Here is a 16,659-nt window from a genome sequence, read left to right as displayed (position 1 = left end):
GGCCAGCGCGACACCCGCTGGATTAGTGAGGCGCGGAAGACCACGCCGAAGGGTGCGCTGCGCCTCTGTCGGGCGCTTCAGCGTCGGGCTGGCACCCGCGCTGGACTGCTATTTATCATATCAATCACATATGACAAGCGAGCTGTCCTCAGTTCAGTGGAATCACGCTGGGACCCTTGCCGATGGAAGCGCTCAAGGCCGGCGCATCAGCGACCGTTTCGGCCGTGAAAGCTGTAGCGACGGTCACCGGAGTGCCGGGCATCAGGCGGGTGCGCAGGGTCCAGCTGTCGCCCTCGCGCAGCATGGGCAAAGGCCCCACCCCGCCCAGGAAGTCACCGTCGATGAAGCGCGCGGGCTCGCCCCCGGCGGCGACCTTGAAGGTCACCTCGACGGGGTGGACATAGGGCGTGGTCAGCCACTGGACGCCTTCCAGGGCCTCGCCCTTGAAGTCGAACAGTGCGGCGTTTTCCCAGTTCGAGCCGGTGCCCCAGCGGGTCTTGCATTTCGTCGCCAGCCACGCCGGCTCCCAATAGACGACGCCGACGCCGCCATTGGCGAAGACAAGCTGGGTCAGGTCGGTCAGGTACTTCTTCTGGCCGGCGGGCGTGGCCGGATAGCCGGCGATCAGCGAATCCTGTCCCAACAGATTGGGCGCGCTGTCAGCGCCCTCATTGGTGAACGGATAGGCCGTCTCGACCACCACGATGTCAGCGCCGTACAGGTGACGCATGCGGTTGATGGTCTGGCCCAGCTGCGCCATCGTGCGCTTGGACCACTTGCTGTAATAGCTGATCCCGATCATGTCGAAATCGGTGACCCCGGCCTTGGCGGCCGCCGCGAACCAGGGCTCGACATATTCGGGCTGGGCGATGTGCAGCATCACCCGGGGCTTGATCCTTGAGGTCGCGCCGGCGTCGCGCACGGCCTTGATCCCCGCATTGAACAGCAGGGCGTTTCGCGTCCAGTTGATCGGTTCCTTGGCCTTGGCCAGGGTCGAGACGATCTCGCCGTTGGTCTCGTTGCCCACCTGCACCAGCTCGGGCATCAGGCCTTCGCGATCCAGTTCTGCCAGGGTGTCGCGGGTAAAGGCGTACAGCGCCTTGGCCTGATCATCCGTCGAGAGCTTGGCCCAGGCCTTGGGGGCCAGCTGCTTTTCGCCGTCGGCCCAGTCGTCGGAATAGTGGAAGTCCAGCAGCACCTGCATGCCGGCCTTGCGGGCCCGGGCGATGCTCTTTTTCACATCGGCGAGGTTGGAATAGTTGGTCCAGTCCGGATTGTTCCACAGACGGATCCGCGCCACGTTCGAGCCGGCCGACTTGAAGAACGCGTACTGGTCGACCTGCTGGCCGCCCGACTTGTAGACCGCGCCGCAGTCGTCCATCTCGTTGGCGTAAGAGATGTCGATGCCCAGATAGGTCGGCGGCGTCTGGGCCTGGGCCGCTCCGGCCAGCAGCAGGGTCGAGGCCAGGCCGATGATCGTGAAATGACGCTTGCCTTGCATGTCGTTTTCCCCGCCGTGCCCGCGTTTCCGGGTCGATGAACTGGCCGGCAAAATCATCTCATTGATATTATAAATCAAGCCTAATTCTGCGTGGCGGTCGCAAGACGGTCGGCAGAGCCACGCGGGTCGAGCTGAAACAATTGCCCCCCAGGACCAGCGCGCGATAGGCTGTCGCCCGCAAGTCATCGCGCCGCGCAGGCGCCGCCGGGGGGATCCGTGGCCGACCAGACCAGCGCCGACGAACGGCTTCAGCAGGCGGTGCTGGCCAGCAACGAGGGCCGCCATGAGCAGGCTCGAGAGGCCTTCACCCAGGCTCTCGCCCTGGACCCCGACCAGCCCGAGGCCATGCTTGGCCTGGGCCTGAGTTGCATGGCCCTGCGCGACTTCCCCGCCGCCGTGACGGCCCTGCGCCAGGCGGCCGCGACGCCGCAGGCACCGGCGATCTGGCATGGCTGCCTGGCTCAGGCCCTCTATATGAGCGGAGAATTCGCCGCCGCCGCAGGGGTCTTCGAGGTCGCCGCCGCGCTGGAGGCGCCCAGCACGAACGCCCGGCTGACCCACGCCCGGGCGCGCGCCCTGGCCACCCTGATCGACGGCTCGGTCGAGACGGCCATGGCCCAGTATCTGGACCTGGCCGGCGACGAGGCCGAAGACCTGGACGCCATCGCCCGCGAGGCTTTCGCCGTGCTGGGCGTCTTTGGCCATGAGCAGGCCGCAGCCGCCGTGGGCGCGTGGCGGCTGGCGCGCAATCCTGAAGACCCCGTCCAGGCCTATCTTCAAAAGGCCGTAAGCGGCGAAGCGGTCGACAGGGCGCCGGCCAGCTATGTCCAGGCGCATTTCGACCGCTATGCCGACAGCTTCGACCAGCAACTGGTCGAGAGCCTGAACTATAACGCGCCCGAGACGATGGCCGCGATGGTGGCGGCCCACGCCGACAGGTTTGCCGAAATCCTCGATCTGGGATGCGGCACCGGTCTGGCCGCCCCGCCCCTGGCGCGGTTCGGCGGCCGACTGACCGGCGTGGATCTCTCGCAAGGCATGCTGGACAAGGCCCGGGCGCGCGGCGGCTATGACCGGCTGGTGCAGGCAGACGCCACGGCCTTTCTCGATGAAAATCCTGACGCCTTCGATCTGGTGTTCGCGGCCGATGTCGTCATCTATCTGGGCGACCTGACCGAACTCTTCCGCACGGCCCATCGCGCCCTACGTCCCGGCGGCTTGCTGGCCCTGAGCACCGAACTTGCCGCCGAAGGCTGGATCTTCCGCAGCTCCGGTCGCTTCGCCCATGCCCATAGCTATGTGACACAGGTGGCGCAGCCAGGATTTGCGCTGCTGGACCACCAGACGATCGCCCTGCGTCAGGAGGGCCGGGCGGTCATCGACGGATCACTGCACCTTTTCCGGCGCAACGCCTGATCCGCAGAGCGACACCACCGCCCCACCCCGTCGGCGGCGCGCGGGAGGGGGCCATCGCAGACCTCGGCTACGCGGCCTGACACGCAGGACCCCATTGGCAAGGCTCGCGGTCCGCCGCACAGTCGCGCCCAACACCTGTTTGGGGGAGTGGCGTCATGGGATTCTTGAGCAAGGCGGCCCTGGCGGCCGGCGGCGTGGTGGTCGTGCTGGGCGGCGTGGTCGCGGTGCGGACCGCCACCTTCAAGGCCCCCGCTGTCGTCGATCCGGCCAGCGTCAGTCTGGCCTCGGCCCGTCCGGTCGATGTGAACCGGGCCACGGCCAATCTGGCCCAGGCCGTCCGCTTCCAGACCATCAGCCATCAGGACCGGGCCGACGACCAGCCCGCCGAATGGGACAGGCTGCACGCCTGGATGCAGACGACCTATCCCGCCGCCCATGCGGCCATGACCCGCGAGGTGATTGCCGGCCACACCCTGGTCTACACCTGGACCGGTTCGAACCCCGCCCTGGCCCCCATCGTGCTGATGGCCCACCAGGATGTGGTGCCGGTCACGCCCGGCAGCGAAGCGGACTGGACCCATCCGCCGTTCGACGGGGTCGTCGCCGACGGGGCCGTCTGGGGTCGGGGCTCCATCGACGACAAGGGCTCGTTGGTCACCCTGTTCGAGGCGCTGGAAAGCGTGGCGGCCGGCGGCTTCAAGCCGACTCGCACGGTCATCATCGTCAGCGGCCATGACGAGGAGGTGCGCGGCATCGGCGCGCGCGCGGCGGCCGACCTGCTGAAGGCGCGGGGCGTGAAGGCCCAGTTCGTGCTCGACGAGGGCATGGTCGTGGTCGAGGACCATCCCGTCACCGGCAAGCCCACCGCCATCATCGGCACCGCCGAAAAGGGCTATGCGACCCTGAAGGTCGTGGCCCCGGCTGTGGGCGGACACAGCTCGGCCCCGCCGCCCCAGACGGGCGTGGCCACCCTGTCGCGCGCCGTGCTGGCCATTTCAGACAAGCCCTTCCCGATGAAGTTCAGCGGCCCCGGGGCCGACATGCTGAAGGCCCTGGCTCCGCACGCCTCGCCGGCGGTCAAGGTGGCCGCCGCCAACACCTGGCTGTTCTCGCCGTTGCTGATCAAGGTCACCGCCAAGACCCCGGCCGGGGCGGCCATGCTGCACACGACCATCGCCCCCACCATGCTGAAGGGCTCGCCCAAGGAAAACGTCCTGCCGCAGGACGCCACCGCCTGGATCAATTATCGCATCGCCCCCGGCGACAGCTCGGCCAAGGTGATGGCCCAGGCCAAGGCTGCGGTGGGCGACCTTCCGGTGGAGCTGTCCTGGACCAAGACCCCCGACGAGCCGTCTCGGGTGTCTTCGACCGACTCCGACGCCTGGAAGACGCTGGCAGGTCTCGCCGCCGTCGAAAGCCAGGCGCCGGTCGTGCCGGGCCTGGTCACCGCCGGCACCGACAGCCGCTATCTCGCCCCGGTGGCGACCGACGTCTACCGCTTTCAGCCCCTGCGTCTGTCGGTCAACGACACCAAGATGATCCACGGCACCGACGAGCACATCACCGTCGCCAATGTGGAGCGCATGGTGCGGTTCTATCAGCGCCTGATCGAGACAGCGGCCGCGAAGTAGGCCACCTCAGCGCTTGCGGCCGCCCTCAACGTCGTAGGGCGTTCCGTCGCGATGCCGGTAGGTCTCTTCGCCTTCGCGCAGGATCAGGTCGATGTCGGGATAGTCGCAGCCGTCCTCGGCGGGGTTTCGCGAGCCCATCTCCAGCAGCACGGCCACCGTGTCGGAACGGTTCTGGATGTGGTGGCCGTTGGCGACCCCGGCCTTGAAGCCCGCGCAGTCGCCGGCCCGCAGGATCGTTTCGCCCTCATCTTCGACCAGCACGACCTCGCCTTCGAGCACCCAGGTGAACTCGTCCTCGGCCGTGTGCCAATGGCGCTGGCTGGTCCACTGGCCGGGCGGCAGGCGCATCAGATTGACCCCGAACTGGGTCAGCCCCGCCGCATCCCCCAGCTTCCAGCGCTGCCGCCCCTGACACGGCACATCGAACGGAGCCGGATAGGCCGTGCCGAAACGGGTGGGCGCGGCGTCGATGTCGATCTTGGGCATGGTCAACCTTGGAACAGGCTTGCGTGGTTTGCGTCAGGCCGGAGGGAAGCTTAAAGCCAGCATCATGACCAGCCCCGCGCCCGCTTCCGTCAGCATCGACCCCATCGACCTCGCCCAGGCCCTGATCCGCAGGCCGTCCGTGACGCCCGCCGATGCCGGAGCCATGGACATCCTGCAGCGCCAGCTGGAGTCCCTCGGCTTTGACTGCCGGCGCATGAAATTCGGCGAGATCGAGAACCTCTATGCCCGGCGCGGAACGGCCCGCCCCAACCTGTGCTTCGCCGGCCATACCGATGTGGTGCCGGTGGGCGACGATGCGGCCTGGACGCAGGGGCCGTTCGAGGCGGAGATCAAGGACGGCGTGCTCTATGGCCGGGGCGCGGTCGACATGAAGAGCGCCATCGCCGCCTTCGTGTCCGCCGTCTCGGCCCTGCCGCACCCCCCCGGCTCGATCAGCTTCCTGATCACCGGCGACGAGGAGGGCGTGGCCGAGGACGGCACCGTCAAGGTGGTCGAGGCCCTGGCGGCTGAAGGCGAGATCATCGACCACTGCATCGTCGGCGAGCCCACCTCGGCCAGCGTGTTTGGCGACATGGTCAAGATCGGCCGGCGCGGCAGCATCAATGCCTGGATCACGGTCGAGGGCCGGCAGGGTCATGTGGCCTATCCGCACCGCGCCGCCAATCCGATCCCGGTGCTGGTCGACATCCTCAGCCGCCTGCAGGGCCGGGTGCTGGATGACGGCTATACGGGCTTCCAGCCGTCCAACCTGGAAGTCACCACCATCGATGTGGGCAACACTGCCACCAACGTCATCCCGGCGACGGCGCGGGCGCGGGTCAATATCCGCTTCAACCCGGCCCACAGGGGCAAGGACCTGGCCGCCTGGATCGACGGCGAGTGCGCGGCGGCCGCTGAAGGCTTCGACGGCAAGGCCGATGTGCTGTGCAAGATCAGCGGCGAGGCGTTCCTGACCGAGCCCGGCCCCTTCACCGAGGTGATCGCCGCCGCCGTCGAGGAGGCCACTGGCCGCGCGCCGGAGCTATCGACCACCGGCGGCACCAGCGACGCCCGCTTCATCCGCAGCCTGTGCCCGGTGGTGGAGTTTGGCCTGGTCGGCTCGACCATGCACCAGGTGGACGAGCGGGTTCCGGTGCAGGAGGTCCGCGACCTGACCCGGGCCTATGAGGCGCTGATCCGGCGCTATTTCGCGGCCTTCGCCGCTTAGGCCGTACGGAGCCCTGGCGATGGACGACTTCTCGATCGATCAGGTGCTGGCCGAGGTGGCCGTGCTGGTGAGGCCGCACTTCGGCAAGGGCCGTCCCGCCGACTACATCCCGCAGCTGGCCGATGTGCCGGGCCACAAGTTCGGCATGGCGGTGCGCACGCTTGACGGCGAAGAGCACGTGATCGGCGACGCCGACGAGGGCTTCTCGGTCCAGAGCATCACCAAGGTCTTCGCCCTGGGCCTGGCCCTGAACCGCTTCGGCGACGAGGTCTGGACCCGGGTCGGCAAGGAGCCCTCGGGCACGCCCTTCAATTACCTGTCGCAGCTGGAAGCCGAAGGCGGTGTGCCCCGCAACCCCTTCATCAATGCCGGGGCCCTGTCGATCACCGATCAGTTGCTGGACACGGTGAAGGACCCCGCCGCCCTGGTGCGCGGCTTCGCCGGCTTTCTGGCCGGCGAGGCGGTGGTGATCGACGAGGCTGTAGCGGCTTCGGAACTGGCCACCGCCCACCAGAACCGCGCCATCGCCAATCTGATGCGCGGCAAGGGCACGATCACCCACGATGCCGAGGCCGTGGTCGCCGCCTATTGCCGCCAGTGCGCCCTGTCCATGAGCTGTCGTCAGCTGGCCCGCGCCATGCTGCCGCTGGCGGCCGGCGGCTTTTCGCCGATCATCCAGGAAACGATTTTTCCCGAGCGGCTGACCCGGCGGCTGAACGCCCTGCTGCTGACCTGCGGGATCTATGACAGCGTCGGCAGCTTCGCCTACCGGGTCGGCCTGCCGGCCAAGAGCGGGGTCGGCGGCGGCATCGTCGCCGTCGTGCCCGGCAAGGCCGTCGTCACGGTCTGGTCGCCCGAACTGGACCGCTTCGGCACCTCGGTGGTCGGGGCGGCGGCGCTGGAAGCCTTCGCCCAGCTGACCAACTGCTCGGTGCTTTAGGCGACAGAGGCCTCCGGCCCCTCAACCTATCGTCACCCCGGGACTTGTTCCCGGGGCCCATTTTTCCACCGCAAGTGCGCGGCAGGCCGTCATCCAACCGTGAAGCTGAACCATGGGCCCCGGGAACAAGTCCCGGGGTGACGGTACATTGTTTGAAGATCGAGGCCCTGAGATCAGAACATCGCTCGGTGCTTTAGGCGACTATTCCCGGCGCAGGATCTTGTCGGTGATCGCCTTGCCCAGCATGCCCGCGCGGAAGGTCTTCTTCATGGCGACCGGATCGTACTCGTCGCTCTCGACCCACTCGCTGAAGGTCAGACCCTGGGGCTCGCCGCGCTCCAGATACTGCTCGAACACATAGTCCAGCACGCCGGTATTGCCCTCCTTGATGTGGAGGTAGCGCAGGGACAGCTCCTTCATCGCCTCGCGGATCGGCAGGCCCAGGCGATAGTGGGCGTAGAGCACGCTCATGATCCCGGCCCGGTCCGCGCCGGACTTGCAGTGGATCAGGGCCGGATATTCGATGGTCTCGAACAGTTCCTTGGCCCCGCGCACCCGTTCGCGAATCGGCACCTCGCGCGAGGTGATCGTGAAGTCGACCAGGGTCAGGCCCAGCCGCTCGCAGGCGTCCTTTTCCAGCGCATAGAAGCTGCCGTCGAACCCGCCACGCAGGTTGACGATGGTCTTGATGCCGCGCGCCTTCCACCAGGCCAGCTGGAAGGGCCAGGGCTGGTTGGCCCGCACCAGTTCGGGGCTGACCCAGTGGGCGTTGGAAAAGCCCAGGCGCAGATAGGCATGGTCGTTCCACAGATAGTGGAGATAGGTCTTCAGGCGCCCCCAAGGCGTGGTCAGGTCGAACTGGGCCAAACGGGCGATCCTCTGGAATTGCCGCGCCTAGGTAGGATAGACCGCCGCGCAATGCAAAACGGATGGTCGTTTACTGACGAGGTGATGCGCTGGCGTCCTTGACAGCCCGCCCTCGAAATCCGACCCCTCGCCCATGACCGATACGGACATGCTGCAGCCTTCCAACCGCGCCCTCGCCGCGCGGATCTGGCGTGACTATCTCAAGCCCCGCTGGAAGGGCCTGACCGTGTCACTGCTCAGCGCGGTGATCGTGGCGGCGCTGAACGCCAAGCTGTTCAAGATGATCCAGCCGGCGATCGATGAACTGATCACGCGCCAGACGCCCGGCGCGATCGTGTGGATCCCCCTGACCATCACCGCCTTGGCCATTGGCCGCGGCCTGTTCCAGGTGCTGCAATCGACCTTCATCAACCGGATCGGCAACGGCGTGGTCGGCGACGTTCAGATCCAACTGTTCGGACGCCTGATGCGCGCCGACTTGGCGAGCTTGCGAGGCGCTCACTCCGGCTCCTATGTGGCCTCGATGCTCTATGACGCGGGCCTGATCCGCGAAGCCGCGACGACGGGCGTGGTGAACTATGTGCGTGAAGGTCTGACCGTGGTCAGTCTGCTCTACGTGATGTTCACCTACGACCCCTGGCTGGCCTTGGGCGTTCTGACCATTGCCCCCGTGGTCAATGCCGTCATGCGCAGCTTCTCAAAGCGCACGACCAAGGCGGCCAAGGGTGCCATGGGCGAGACCTCGGCCCTGTCCACTGCGATCATGGAGAGCCTGGACGGGGTCAAGATCGTCAAACTGGAGAACCGCGAAGCCGACGAGGAGGCCCGCGTCGCGGCCGTGATCCATCGCCGCCAAGCGCATCTGATCAAGGGCTCGGACGCCAAGGCCCGCGCGACGCCGGCGACAGAAACCATCACGACCCTGCTGGTGGCTCTGCTCTTCGCCTATGCCGGATGGCGCGCCAAATCCGGCGCGATCACCCCCGGCGTGTTTTTCGGTTTTCTGACCGCGCTTCTTGGCGCCGGACAGTCCCTGCGCCAGGTCGCCAACCTGCAGACGGTGTTCAGCGAGGGGCTGACCGCCGCCCGGCGGCTGTTTTCGGCCCTGGACGTGCAGCCCACCATCATCGATCCCGCCGACGCCAAGCCGCTACCCGCTGGCGACAGCGCCATCGCCCTGGGAAACGTGAGCTTCTCCTACGGCGGCGACGTCGCGGCACTGACCGAGGTGTCGCTGACCGCCCGGCGCGGCGAGACCGTGGCCCTGGTCGGCCCCTCGGGCGGCGGCAAAAGCTCGATCCTCAACCTGATCCCCCGCTTCTATGACGTGACCGGTGGCGCGGTGACGATCGACGGGCACGACGTTCGGTCAGTGACCATCGCCTCACTGCGCGACAGCATCGCCCTGGTCACCCAGGAGCCGTTCCTGTTCGACGACACCATCCGCGCCAATATCGCCTATGCCCGGCCAGAAGCGAGCGAGGCTGAAATCATGGCCGCTGCCGAGCAGGCTGCCGCCCATGGCTTCATCAGCGCCCTGCCGGACGGCTATGACACCCGCGTCGGCGAGGCCGGCGCGCGGCTGTCGGGCGGCCAGCGCCAGCGCATCGCCATCGCCCGCGCCTTCCTGAAGGACGCCCCGATCCTGTTGCTGGACGAGGCGACCAGCGCCCTGGATACCGAAAGCGAGGCCCAGGTCCAGGCGGCGCTGGAACGGCTGATGGCCGGCCGTACCACCATCCTGATCGCCCACCGCCTGTCGACCGTGAAGGGCGCCGACCGCATCTATGTCATCGACAACGGCCAGGTGGTCGAGACCGGAACCCATGCGCAACTGGTTCGCCAGCAGGGCCTCTATGCCCGGCTGGCCAAGGCCCAGGACCTGGATCACCTGCCGGAAGACGCCGCATGAAGCCGCTGCGCTCGCCCCTGGTCATGAGCCTGCTGGTGCGACTGATGTCGGGCTATCTGGCCCTGACCTATCGCACCCTTCGCTGGACGCGCGAGGGGCAGGAGATCGCCCAGGGCGTCTGGGCGCAGAGCCAGGCTTCAAAGTCCGGGGCGATTCTGGCCCTGTGGCACAGCCGCGTGCCGGTCGGACCGGTCACCTGGCCACAGGGGCCTGACAAGCCGGAAATCCGGGTGCTGGTCAGCCAGTCGCGCGACGGCGAGTTCATCGCCCGCGTCATCGCCAAGCTGGGCCTGCCGTCCATTCGCGGCTCGTCCCTGAAGAAGACCGACACCGCCAAGAACAAGGGCGGCGAGCAGGCCTTTCGCGACATGGTCAAGTGGGTCAAGGACGGCGGAGCCATGGCCATCACCCCTGACGGCCCGCGCGGTCCGGTCGAGGTGCTTCAGAAGGGCGCCGTGGCCCTGGCGCGGGTCAGCGGCGCGCCGGTGCTGTTCGTCGGGGTGGCCATGCAGCCCTGTATCCGCCTGAAGACCTGGGACCGCACGATCATCCCCCTGCCCTTCGCCAAGGCAGCCATGGTCTGGGACGGTCCGGTCCAGGCCGGCCGCAGCGATGACCCCGACGCCCTGGCGCCCGACTGGGAAGCACGGCTGTCGGCCGTGTCGCGCCGGGCCGAGGCGTTGGTGGGCGAGGGCGATGGAACTCCTCAGAACTCCCTCTGACCCGCTCTCCCCGGCGAAAGCCGGGGCCCAGATCAAACCCCGAGCGCCGGCAATTCGGCTCAGGCAGAAGGCGCATCAGCCCCAAACTCCCCGGATGGATCTGGGTCCCGGCTTTCGCCGGGAAGAACGGGATTGGAAGGGTCCGCCATTGATCCGACCCGCCCTTGGTGGGATGTAGACCCCATGCCGCACGATCACTCCGGACACGCGCACGATCACCACGACCATGATCATCATGACCATGGGCATGGGCACGGGCATGACCATGGGCACCACGGCCATCACCATCATGTGCCCAAGGACTTCGGCCGCGCCTTCGCCATCGGCACGGCCCTGAACCTGGGCTTCGTCCTGGTCGAGTTCGGGGCCGGACTGCTGACCCATTCCCTGGCCCTGCTGGCCGACGCCGGCCACAACCTGTCGGACGTTCTGGGCCTGATCCTGGCCTGGGGCGCGGCGACCCTGGCCAAGCGCGCGCCCAGCGGTCGGCGTACCTATGGCCTGCGCAAGGGCACCATCCTGGCCTCGCTGGGCAATGCCGCCCTGCTGCTGGTGGCCACCGGCGCCATCGCCTGGGAAGCCGTGCGCCGCTTTGCCGAGCCCGCCCAGGTGCAGAGCGGCCCGGTGATGATCGTCGCGGCCATCGGGATCGTCATCAATACCGCCACGGCCCTGATGTTCATGCGCGGCTCCAAGGACGACCTCAACGCCCGGGGGGCCTTCCTGCACATGGCCGCCGATGCGGGGGTTTCGGCCGGGGTGGTGGTCGCGGCATTTGGCATGATGCTGACCGGCTGGCTGTGGCTCGACTCAGTCACCAGCCTGCTGATCGTCGCGGTGATCGTGCTGGGCACCTGGGGCCTGCTGCGCGACTCGCTGGACATGGCCCTGGACGCCGTGCCCCGCGGCATTGACGCGGCCAAGGTGCGCGAGTGGCTGAGCCACCAGCCGGGCGTTACCGAGGTCCATGACCTGCACATCTGGGCGATGAGCACCACCGAGACCGCCCTGACCGCCCATGTGGTCCGGCCGGGCGCGACGGATCATGACCACTTTCTGCACGAGACCTGCGCCGAGCTGGCCAGCCGCTTCAAGATCGGCCACGCCACGCTGCAGGTCGAACAGGGCGACGGCCACGCCTGCCGCCTGGCCCCTGCGGATGTCGTGTGAGCCTGCCACTGTCCTTGACCCTGTACCGGCTCGCCACGGCGGCGCTGGACCCTGTCGCCCCCCTGCTGCTGAAACGCCGCGCCGCCCGGGGCAAGGAAGACGCCGCGCGCCTGAACGAGCGGCTGGGGCGGCCGCGCACGCCGAGACCCGACGGCCGGCTGGTCTGGCTGCACGGTGCCAGCGTCGGCGAGAGCCTGTCGATCCTGCCGTTGGTTCAACGCCTGCGGGCCGAGCATCCCGAGGTGGCGGTGCTGGTTACCTCGGGCACGGTGACCTCGGCCCAGTTGCTGGCCCAGCGCCTGCCCGGCGGCGTGATCCATCAATATGTTCCGTTGGATACCCCCGGCGGCGCCCGGCGCTTCCTGGCCCACTGGCGGCCAGACCTGGCAGTGTTCGTCGAGAGCGAGCTTTGGCCCAACCTGCTGCTGGCCGCCAAGGCGGCCGGAACGCGTCTGGCCCTGGTCTCGGCCAAGCTGTCGGACAAGAGCTATGACGGCTGGCGCATGCGGCCCTTCGCGGCCCATCTGCTGTTTTCGAACTTCGACCTGATCCTGGCGCAAGACGCCCGGGCCGCCGAGCGCTTCACCGCGCTGGGCGGAGCGGTGGCCGGCGAGGCCGACCTGAAATTCGGAGCCGCCCCCCTGCCGGCCGATGACGCCGCCCTGGCGCATCTGAAAGCGAAGTTCGCCAGTCGCCGAGTGCTGCTGGCTGCCAGCACCCATCCGGGCGAGGACGAGATCGTGCTGGACGCTTTCGCGGCCCTGCCGACGACCGACCGCCCCCGACTGGTGATCGCCCCCCGCCATATCGAGCGCGGCGGGGCCATCGCCGACCTGGCCAGAGCGCGGGGTCTGGCGGTGTCGCTGCGCAGCGCCGATCCCGACGCCGCGCCTGCCGAGGTGCTGATCGCCGACACCCTGGGCGAGCTTGGCCTGTGGTTCCGGCTGGCCGACCTGGGCATCGTCGCCGGCAGCCTCGTTCCCGGTATCGGCGGCCATAATCCGCTGGAGCCCGCGCGACTGGACTGTCCCATCGTCTCAGGCCCCCATGTCGAGAACTGGCTGACGGCCTATGCGGAGCTGTCGGCGGTCGAAGGCCTGATCCTGTCCGACGCTGTCGTGCTGGCGGCGAGACTGACCCAGGCCCTGGCCGATCCCGCTGCCGCCCGCGACCGTGCCACGCGGGCCGCCGCCTTTGTCGAGACCCGCGACGCCGAGGCCCGCGCCGGCCTGACCCGAATCCTCGAGCTGGTCCCATGAAGCTGTCGACACCCCGCTGGTGGTACGTGAAATCCGGCGCGCCCTCGCCCGTCACCCGCGCCCTGCTGACGCCGCTGTCGTGGATCTGGGCGGCTTCCACCGCCCGCCGCCTGGCCCGGACAACGCCGCGCGAGCCGGGTGTGCCGGTGATCTGCGTGGGCAACATCACTGTCGGCGGCACGGGCAAGACCCCGATCGTTCGGGAGCTTCTCCTGACCCTGACCCGGCGCGGCCTCGCGGCCCACGGGCTGGCGCGCGGCTATGGCGGCAGTCGCAAGGGCCCCACCCGCGTCGAGCCCGGTCGCCACACCGCCGCTGATGTCGGGGACGAGCCGCTGATGCTGGCCCAGGATTTCCCGATCTGGGTGGCCCGCGACCGGGCCGAAGGCGCCCTCGCCGCCGCCCGGGCCGGGGCCGGCGTGGTGGTCATGGACGACGGCCACCAGAACCCGACTGTCCGCAAGACCCTGTCGCTGGTGGTGGTCGACGGCGAGACGCGCGGCGATGAATGGCCGTTCGGCGACGGCAAGGTGTTCCCCGCCGGGCCGATGCGCGAGCCGCTGAAGGCGGGCCTGGCCCGCGCCGACGCGGTGATCCTGCTGCTGCCTGCCGACCTGCCCTCGGCCGATCCGGCCCTGCTGGCGATGTTTGGCCAGACGCCCGTGCTGATCGCTCGCCTCGAGGCCGCCTCGCCGGTTCCCAAGGGGCCCCAGATGGGGTTCGCCGGGGTCGGCAAGCCCTGGAAGGTCGAACGCGCCCTGCTGGCCGCCGGCTGCAGCCTGGTCGACTTTGCGCCCTTCCCCGACCACGGGCTCTATGACAACGCCACCCTGACGATGCTGGCCGACCGCGCCAAGCTGTACGACGCTGGCCTGGTGACCACCGAAAAGGACTGGGTGCGGCTGTCGCCCGAATGGCGGGCCAAGGTCACACCCTGGCCAGTGCGGGCGCGGTTCGAAGACGAGGCAGCGCTGGAGACGTTGCTGACGGCGGTGGGGCTGTAGCTCAAAGCTCCTCCCCTCCTGGGGGAGGTGGCCCGGAGGGCCGGAGGGGGCCAGCGCGGCCTAAGTCCAGATGGCCCCCTCAGTCGCTCCGCGACAGCTCCCCCATAGGGGGAGCATCTTCTACTTCACCACCACGCCAGACTTCACCACCGACGTCACGCTCTTGAGCACCGTCACATCCGCCAGCGGATCGCCCTTTACGGCGATCAGGTCGGCGGTCTTGCCCGGAGCCAGCGAGCCGATCTCGGCCGAGAGGTCAAAATGGGCGGCGGCGTTGACGGTGGCGGTCTGAATGGCTTCCAGCGGAGTCAGGCCGGCCTTGACCAGCAGGGCAAACTCGCCGGCATTGTCGCCGTGGGCCGAGACGCCGCTATCGGTGCCGAACGCGATCTTGACCCCGCCTTCGTGGGCGCGGCGGGCCATGGCCAGCATCTTGGGGCCGGCGTCGAGGGCCTTGGCGGTCTGGGCCGGAGTGAAATAGTTGTTCGGCCCCGAGGCGACCCGAAAGACATAGTCGCCCGCCATCAGGGTCGGGATCAGATAACCGCCGTTCTTCTTCAGCAGAGCCATGCTTTCGTTGTCGAGATAGGTGCCGTGTTCGATCGAGTCGCCGCCGGCCCTCAGGAAGGCGTTGATGCCGTCGACGCCGTGGGCGTGGGCGGTGACCTTGCGGCCCATGCTGTGGGCGGCCTCGACGATGGCGGCCAGTTCGGCGTCAGAGAACTACTTGGCCAGGCCCGCAGCGGTGTTGGACAGCACGCCGCCGGTGGCGGTGATCTTGATCAGGTCGGCGCCCAACCAGATCTGCTCGCGCACGGCCCGGCGGCAGTCGTCGGCGCCCGAGCAGACCGATTCCGGCCGCAGGGCGTGCATGACTTCTTCGCTGTAGCCGTTGATGTCAGCATGGCCGCCATGCACGGCCACCGAAGCGCCCGAGGCGATGATGCGCGGGCCGATCACGTCGCCGCGCTTGATCCCTTCACGCAGGGCGAAGATGGCCTCGCGGTCGGCACCCAGATTGGCCACGGTGGTGAAGCCGGCCATCAGGGTCTTGCGGGCGAAGCCGGCCCCGACCATGGCACTGTCAGACGAGGAACGCGTCACCGCCTGCAGACGGCCGTTCGGATTCTGCTCGCCCGTCAGATGGACATGGCTGTCGATCAGGCCGGGCAGAACAAAGCTGTCCTTCAGGTCCAGCACCTTGCCGCCGGGTTCGGAGACATAGCCATCGACAATGCGGACGACCTTGCCGCCTTCAATGACCACAGTCCTGGCCGTCTCGACCTTGCCCGTGGCCGGGTCAGCCAGCAGCTTGCCGGCCTGGACGAACAGGGTCTGGGCACAGGCAGCGCCAGACAGCGCCCCGGTGAAGGCCAGGGCGCAGACGCCCGCGAACAGCTTACGCATTCAGGTCTCAGGCCCCCGCCTTCTGCGCGAAGGCCCAGGCCCCTCTGGCCAGAACCGGCACGCGCGCTTCCATCGTCTGCGCATGGGCGCTGGCGGCGGTGCCATCCCGGACGCGGCCGACAATGCCCTGGCAGATGCCGGCCAGTCTGAAGAGGTTGTAGCTGAAGTACCAGTCCAGATTGGGCAGACCGTCGCGGCCGGTCTGCTTGCAGTAGCGGGCCACCGCCTCCTCGATGGTCGGCACGCCATAGGCGGTCAGATCCTCGATGTCCGACAGGCCACCGCGCTGGTCAGACGGCATCACCCAGTTCATCAGGAAATAGCTGAAGTCGGCCAGGGGATTGCCCAGGGTCGACAACTCCCAGTCCAGCACCGCCACCACCTTCGGCTCGGTGGCATGCAGGATCATGTTGTCGAGGCGATAGTCGCCATGGACGATCGAGGTGCGGTCATCTTCCGGGGCCGAGGTCGGCAGCCAGGCCATCAGCCTGTTCATGTCAGTCAGGTCGGTGGTCTCGCTGGCCTTGTACTGCTTGGTCCAGCGGTCGATCTGGCGCGTGAAGTAGTTGCCCGGCTTGCCATAGTCGGCCAGGCCAACGGCGGCGTAGTCCACCATGTGCAGGGCGGCCAGGGTGTCGATCTCGGCCTCATAGATCGCCCGGCGCTCGGCCGGCTGATAGTCGGGCAGCGTGCCGTCCCAGAGGATGCGGCCTTCGACATTGTCCATCACGTAGAAGATCGTGCCGATCACATCCTCGTCCATGCACAGGGCATAGGCCTTGGCGACGGGGAAGCTGGCCTTGTTCAGGCCCGAGATCACCCTGAACTCGCGATCAACAGCGTGGGCGCTGGGCAGCAGCTTGCCCGGCGGCTTGCGACGCAGGACGTACTTCTTGCCGGGCGTGACCAGTTGATAGGTCGGGTTGGACTGGCCGCCCTTGAACTGGCGCACCTCCAGCGGACCGGCATAGCCCTCGACATTCGCCTGGAGCCACGACGCCAGCCTGGCCTCGTCGATCGCATGGCGCGGATCGACCGCCTTGGTGCCTGAGTTCAGGTCCTGTGCGGTCTGTTCGGCGGCTTCGGCCATGCGCGCTTCTCCCCAACGATTGTTTG

At 68.1% G+C, this 16,659-nt stretch carries 13 protein-coding genes and 1 pseudogene; 9 read left to right on the top strand and 5 right to left on the bottom strand.

All coding sequences use genetic code 11. The annotated features are described in order from the left end of the window. Positions 1–148 precede the first annotated feature (148 nt). Positions 149–1,501 carry a glycoside hydrolase family 53 protein gene (locus tag ACW179_RS08340; RefSeq protein WP_492063830.1) on the bottom strand — a complete coding sequence of 451 codons (1,353 nt, stop codon included), beginning with the start codon at positions 1,499–1,501 and terminating at the stop codon, positions 149–151. A 216-nt stretch (positions 1,502–1,717) separates the two neighbouring features. Here ACW179_RS08340 and ACW179_RS08335 point away from each other — a divergent pair, with 216 nt between their 5' ends. Continuing rightward, a complete protein-coding gene (locus ACW179_RS08335; RefSeq protein WP_492063829.1) occupies positions 1,718–2,917 on the top strand; it encodes a class I SAM-dependent DNA methyltransferase in 1,200 nt (399 codons plus the stop codon). Positions 2,918–3,072: 155 nt separating this feature from the next. After that, on the top strand, positions 3,073–4,548 hold the full coding sequence (locus ACW179_RS08330) for a M20 family peptidase (protein WP_492063828.1): 1,476 nt from the start codon (positions 3,073–3,075) through the stop codon (positions 4,546–4,548). A gap of 6 nt (positions 4,549–4,554) precedes the next feature. On the opposite strand, the gene ACW179_RS08325 is transcribed toward ACW179_RS08330, so the two are convergent. Continuing rightward, positions 4,555–5,034 carry a cupin domain-containing protein gene (locus tag ACW179_RS08325; RefSeq protein WP_492063827.1) on the bottom strand — a complete coding sequence of 160 codons (480 nt, stop codon included), beginning with the start codon at positions 5,032–5,034 and terminating at the stop codon, positions 4,555–4,557. Between the two features lie 64 nt (positions 5,035–5,098). On the opposite strand from ACW179_RS08325, the gene dapE reads away from it, so the two are divergent. Further along, positions 5,099–6,262, top strand: a complete 1,164-nt coding sequence (gene dapE, locus ACW179_RS08320; protein ID WP_492063826.1) for a succinyl-diaminopimelate desuccinylase — start codon at positions 5,099–5,101, stop codon at positions 6,260–6,262. A 19-nt stretch (positions 6,263–6,281) separates the two neighbouring features. Continuing rightward, complete coding sequence (locus tag ACW179_RS08315) at positions 6,282–7,202, top strand: glutaminase (protein WP_492063825.1); 921 nt, start codon at positions 6,282–6,284, stop codon at positions 7,200–7,202. A 201-nt stretch (positions 7,203–7,403) separates the two neighbouring features. Here the strand turns inward: ACW179_RS08315 and ACW179_RS08310 are convergent, their stop codons facing one another. Beyond that, positions 7,404–8,069, bottom strand: a complete 666-nt coding sequence (locus tag ACW179_RS08310) for a fused DSP-PTPase phosphatase/NAD kinase-like protein (protein ID WP_492063824.1) — start codon at positions 8,067–8,069, stop codon at positions 7,404–7,406. Positions 8,070–8,202: 133 nt separating this feature from the next. Between ACW179_RS08310 and ACW179_RS08305 the strand changes: the two genes are divergently transcribed. The 5 genes from ACW179_RS08305 to lpxK all read left to right on the top strand — a co-directional run bounded on the left by ACW179_RS08305 (position 8,203) and on the right by lpxK (position 14,136). Continuing rightward, positions 8,203–9,981: an ABC transporter ATP-binding protein gene (locus ACW179_RS08305; RefSeq protein WP_492063823.1), complete on the top strand. Its 1,779-nt coding sequence runs from the start codon at positions 8,203–8,205 to the stop codon at positions 9,979–9,981. Next, positions 9,978–10,703 (top strand): lysophospholipid acyltransferase family protein, encoded by a 726-nt coding sequence (locus ACW179_RS08300; protein ID WP_492063822.1) that lies wholly within the window; start codon positions 9,978–9,980, stop codon positions 10,701–10,703. Before ACW179_RS08305 ends, ACW179_RS08300 begins: the two co-directional genes overlap by 4 nt. A 183-nt stretch (positions 10,704–10,886) precedes the next feature. Then, positions 10,887–11,873: a cation diffusion facilitator family transporter gene (locus ACW179_RS08295; RefSeq protein ID WP_492063821.1), complete on the top strand. Its 987-nt coding sequence runs from the start codon at positions 10,887–10,889 to the stop codon at positions 11,871–11,873. Positions 11,874–11,875: 2 nt separating this feature from the next. Next, positions 11,876–13,132: a 3-deoxy-D-manno-octulosonic acid transferase gene (locus tag ACW179_RS08290; RefSeq protein ID WP_492064274.1), complete on the top strand. Its 1,257-nt coding sequence runs from the start codon at positions 11,876–11,878 to the stop codon at positions 13,130–13,132. Next, positions 13,129–14,136 (top strand): tetraacyldisaccharide 4'-kinase, encoded by a 1,008-nt coding sequence (gene lpxK, locus ACW179_RS08285; RefSeq protein WP_492063820.1) that lies wholly within the window; start codon positions 13,129–13,131, stop codon positions 14,134–14,136. The genes ACW179_RS08290 and lpxK overlap by 4 nt, the downstream gene beginning before the upstream one ends. A 120-nt stretch (positions 14,137–14,256) precedes the next feature. Here lpxK and ACW179_RS08280 read toward each other — a convergent pair. Both ACW179_RS08280 and ACW179_RS08275 read right to left on the bottom strand, forming a co-directional pair. Further along, a pseudogene (locus ACW179_RS08280) lies at positions 14,257–15,543 on the bottom strand (metal-dependent hydrolase family protein). A gap of 7 nt (positions 15,544–15,550) precedes the next feature. Then, positions 15,551–16,633 carry a phosphotransferase family protein gene (locus ACW179_RS08275; protein WP_492063819.1) on the bottom strand — a complete coding sequence of 361 codons (1,083 nt, stop codon included), beginning with the start codon at positions 16,631–16,633 and terminating at the stop codon, positions 15,551–15,553. Positions 16,634–16,659: the final 26 nt, after the last annotated feature.

The organism is Caulobacter sp. AVps18, from assembly GCF_058681425.1.
Note: the sequence above shows the minus strand (reverse complement) of the source record. Positions and strands in the feature narration are given on the sequence as shown.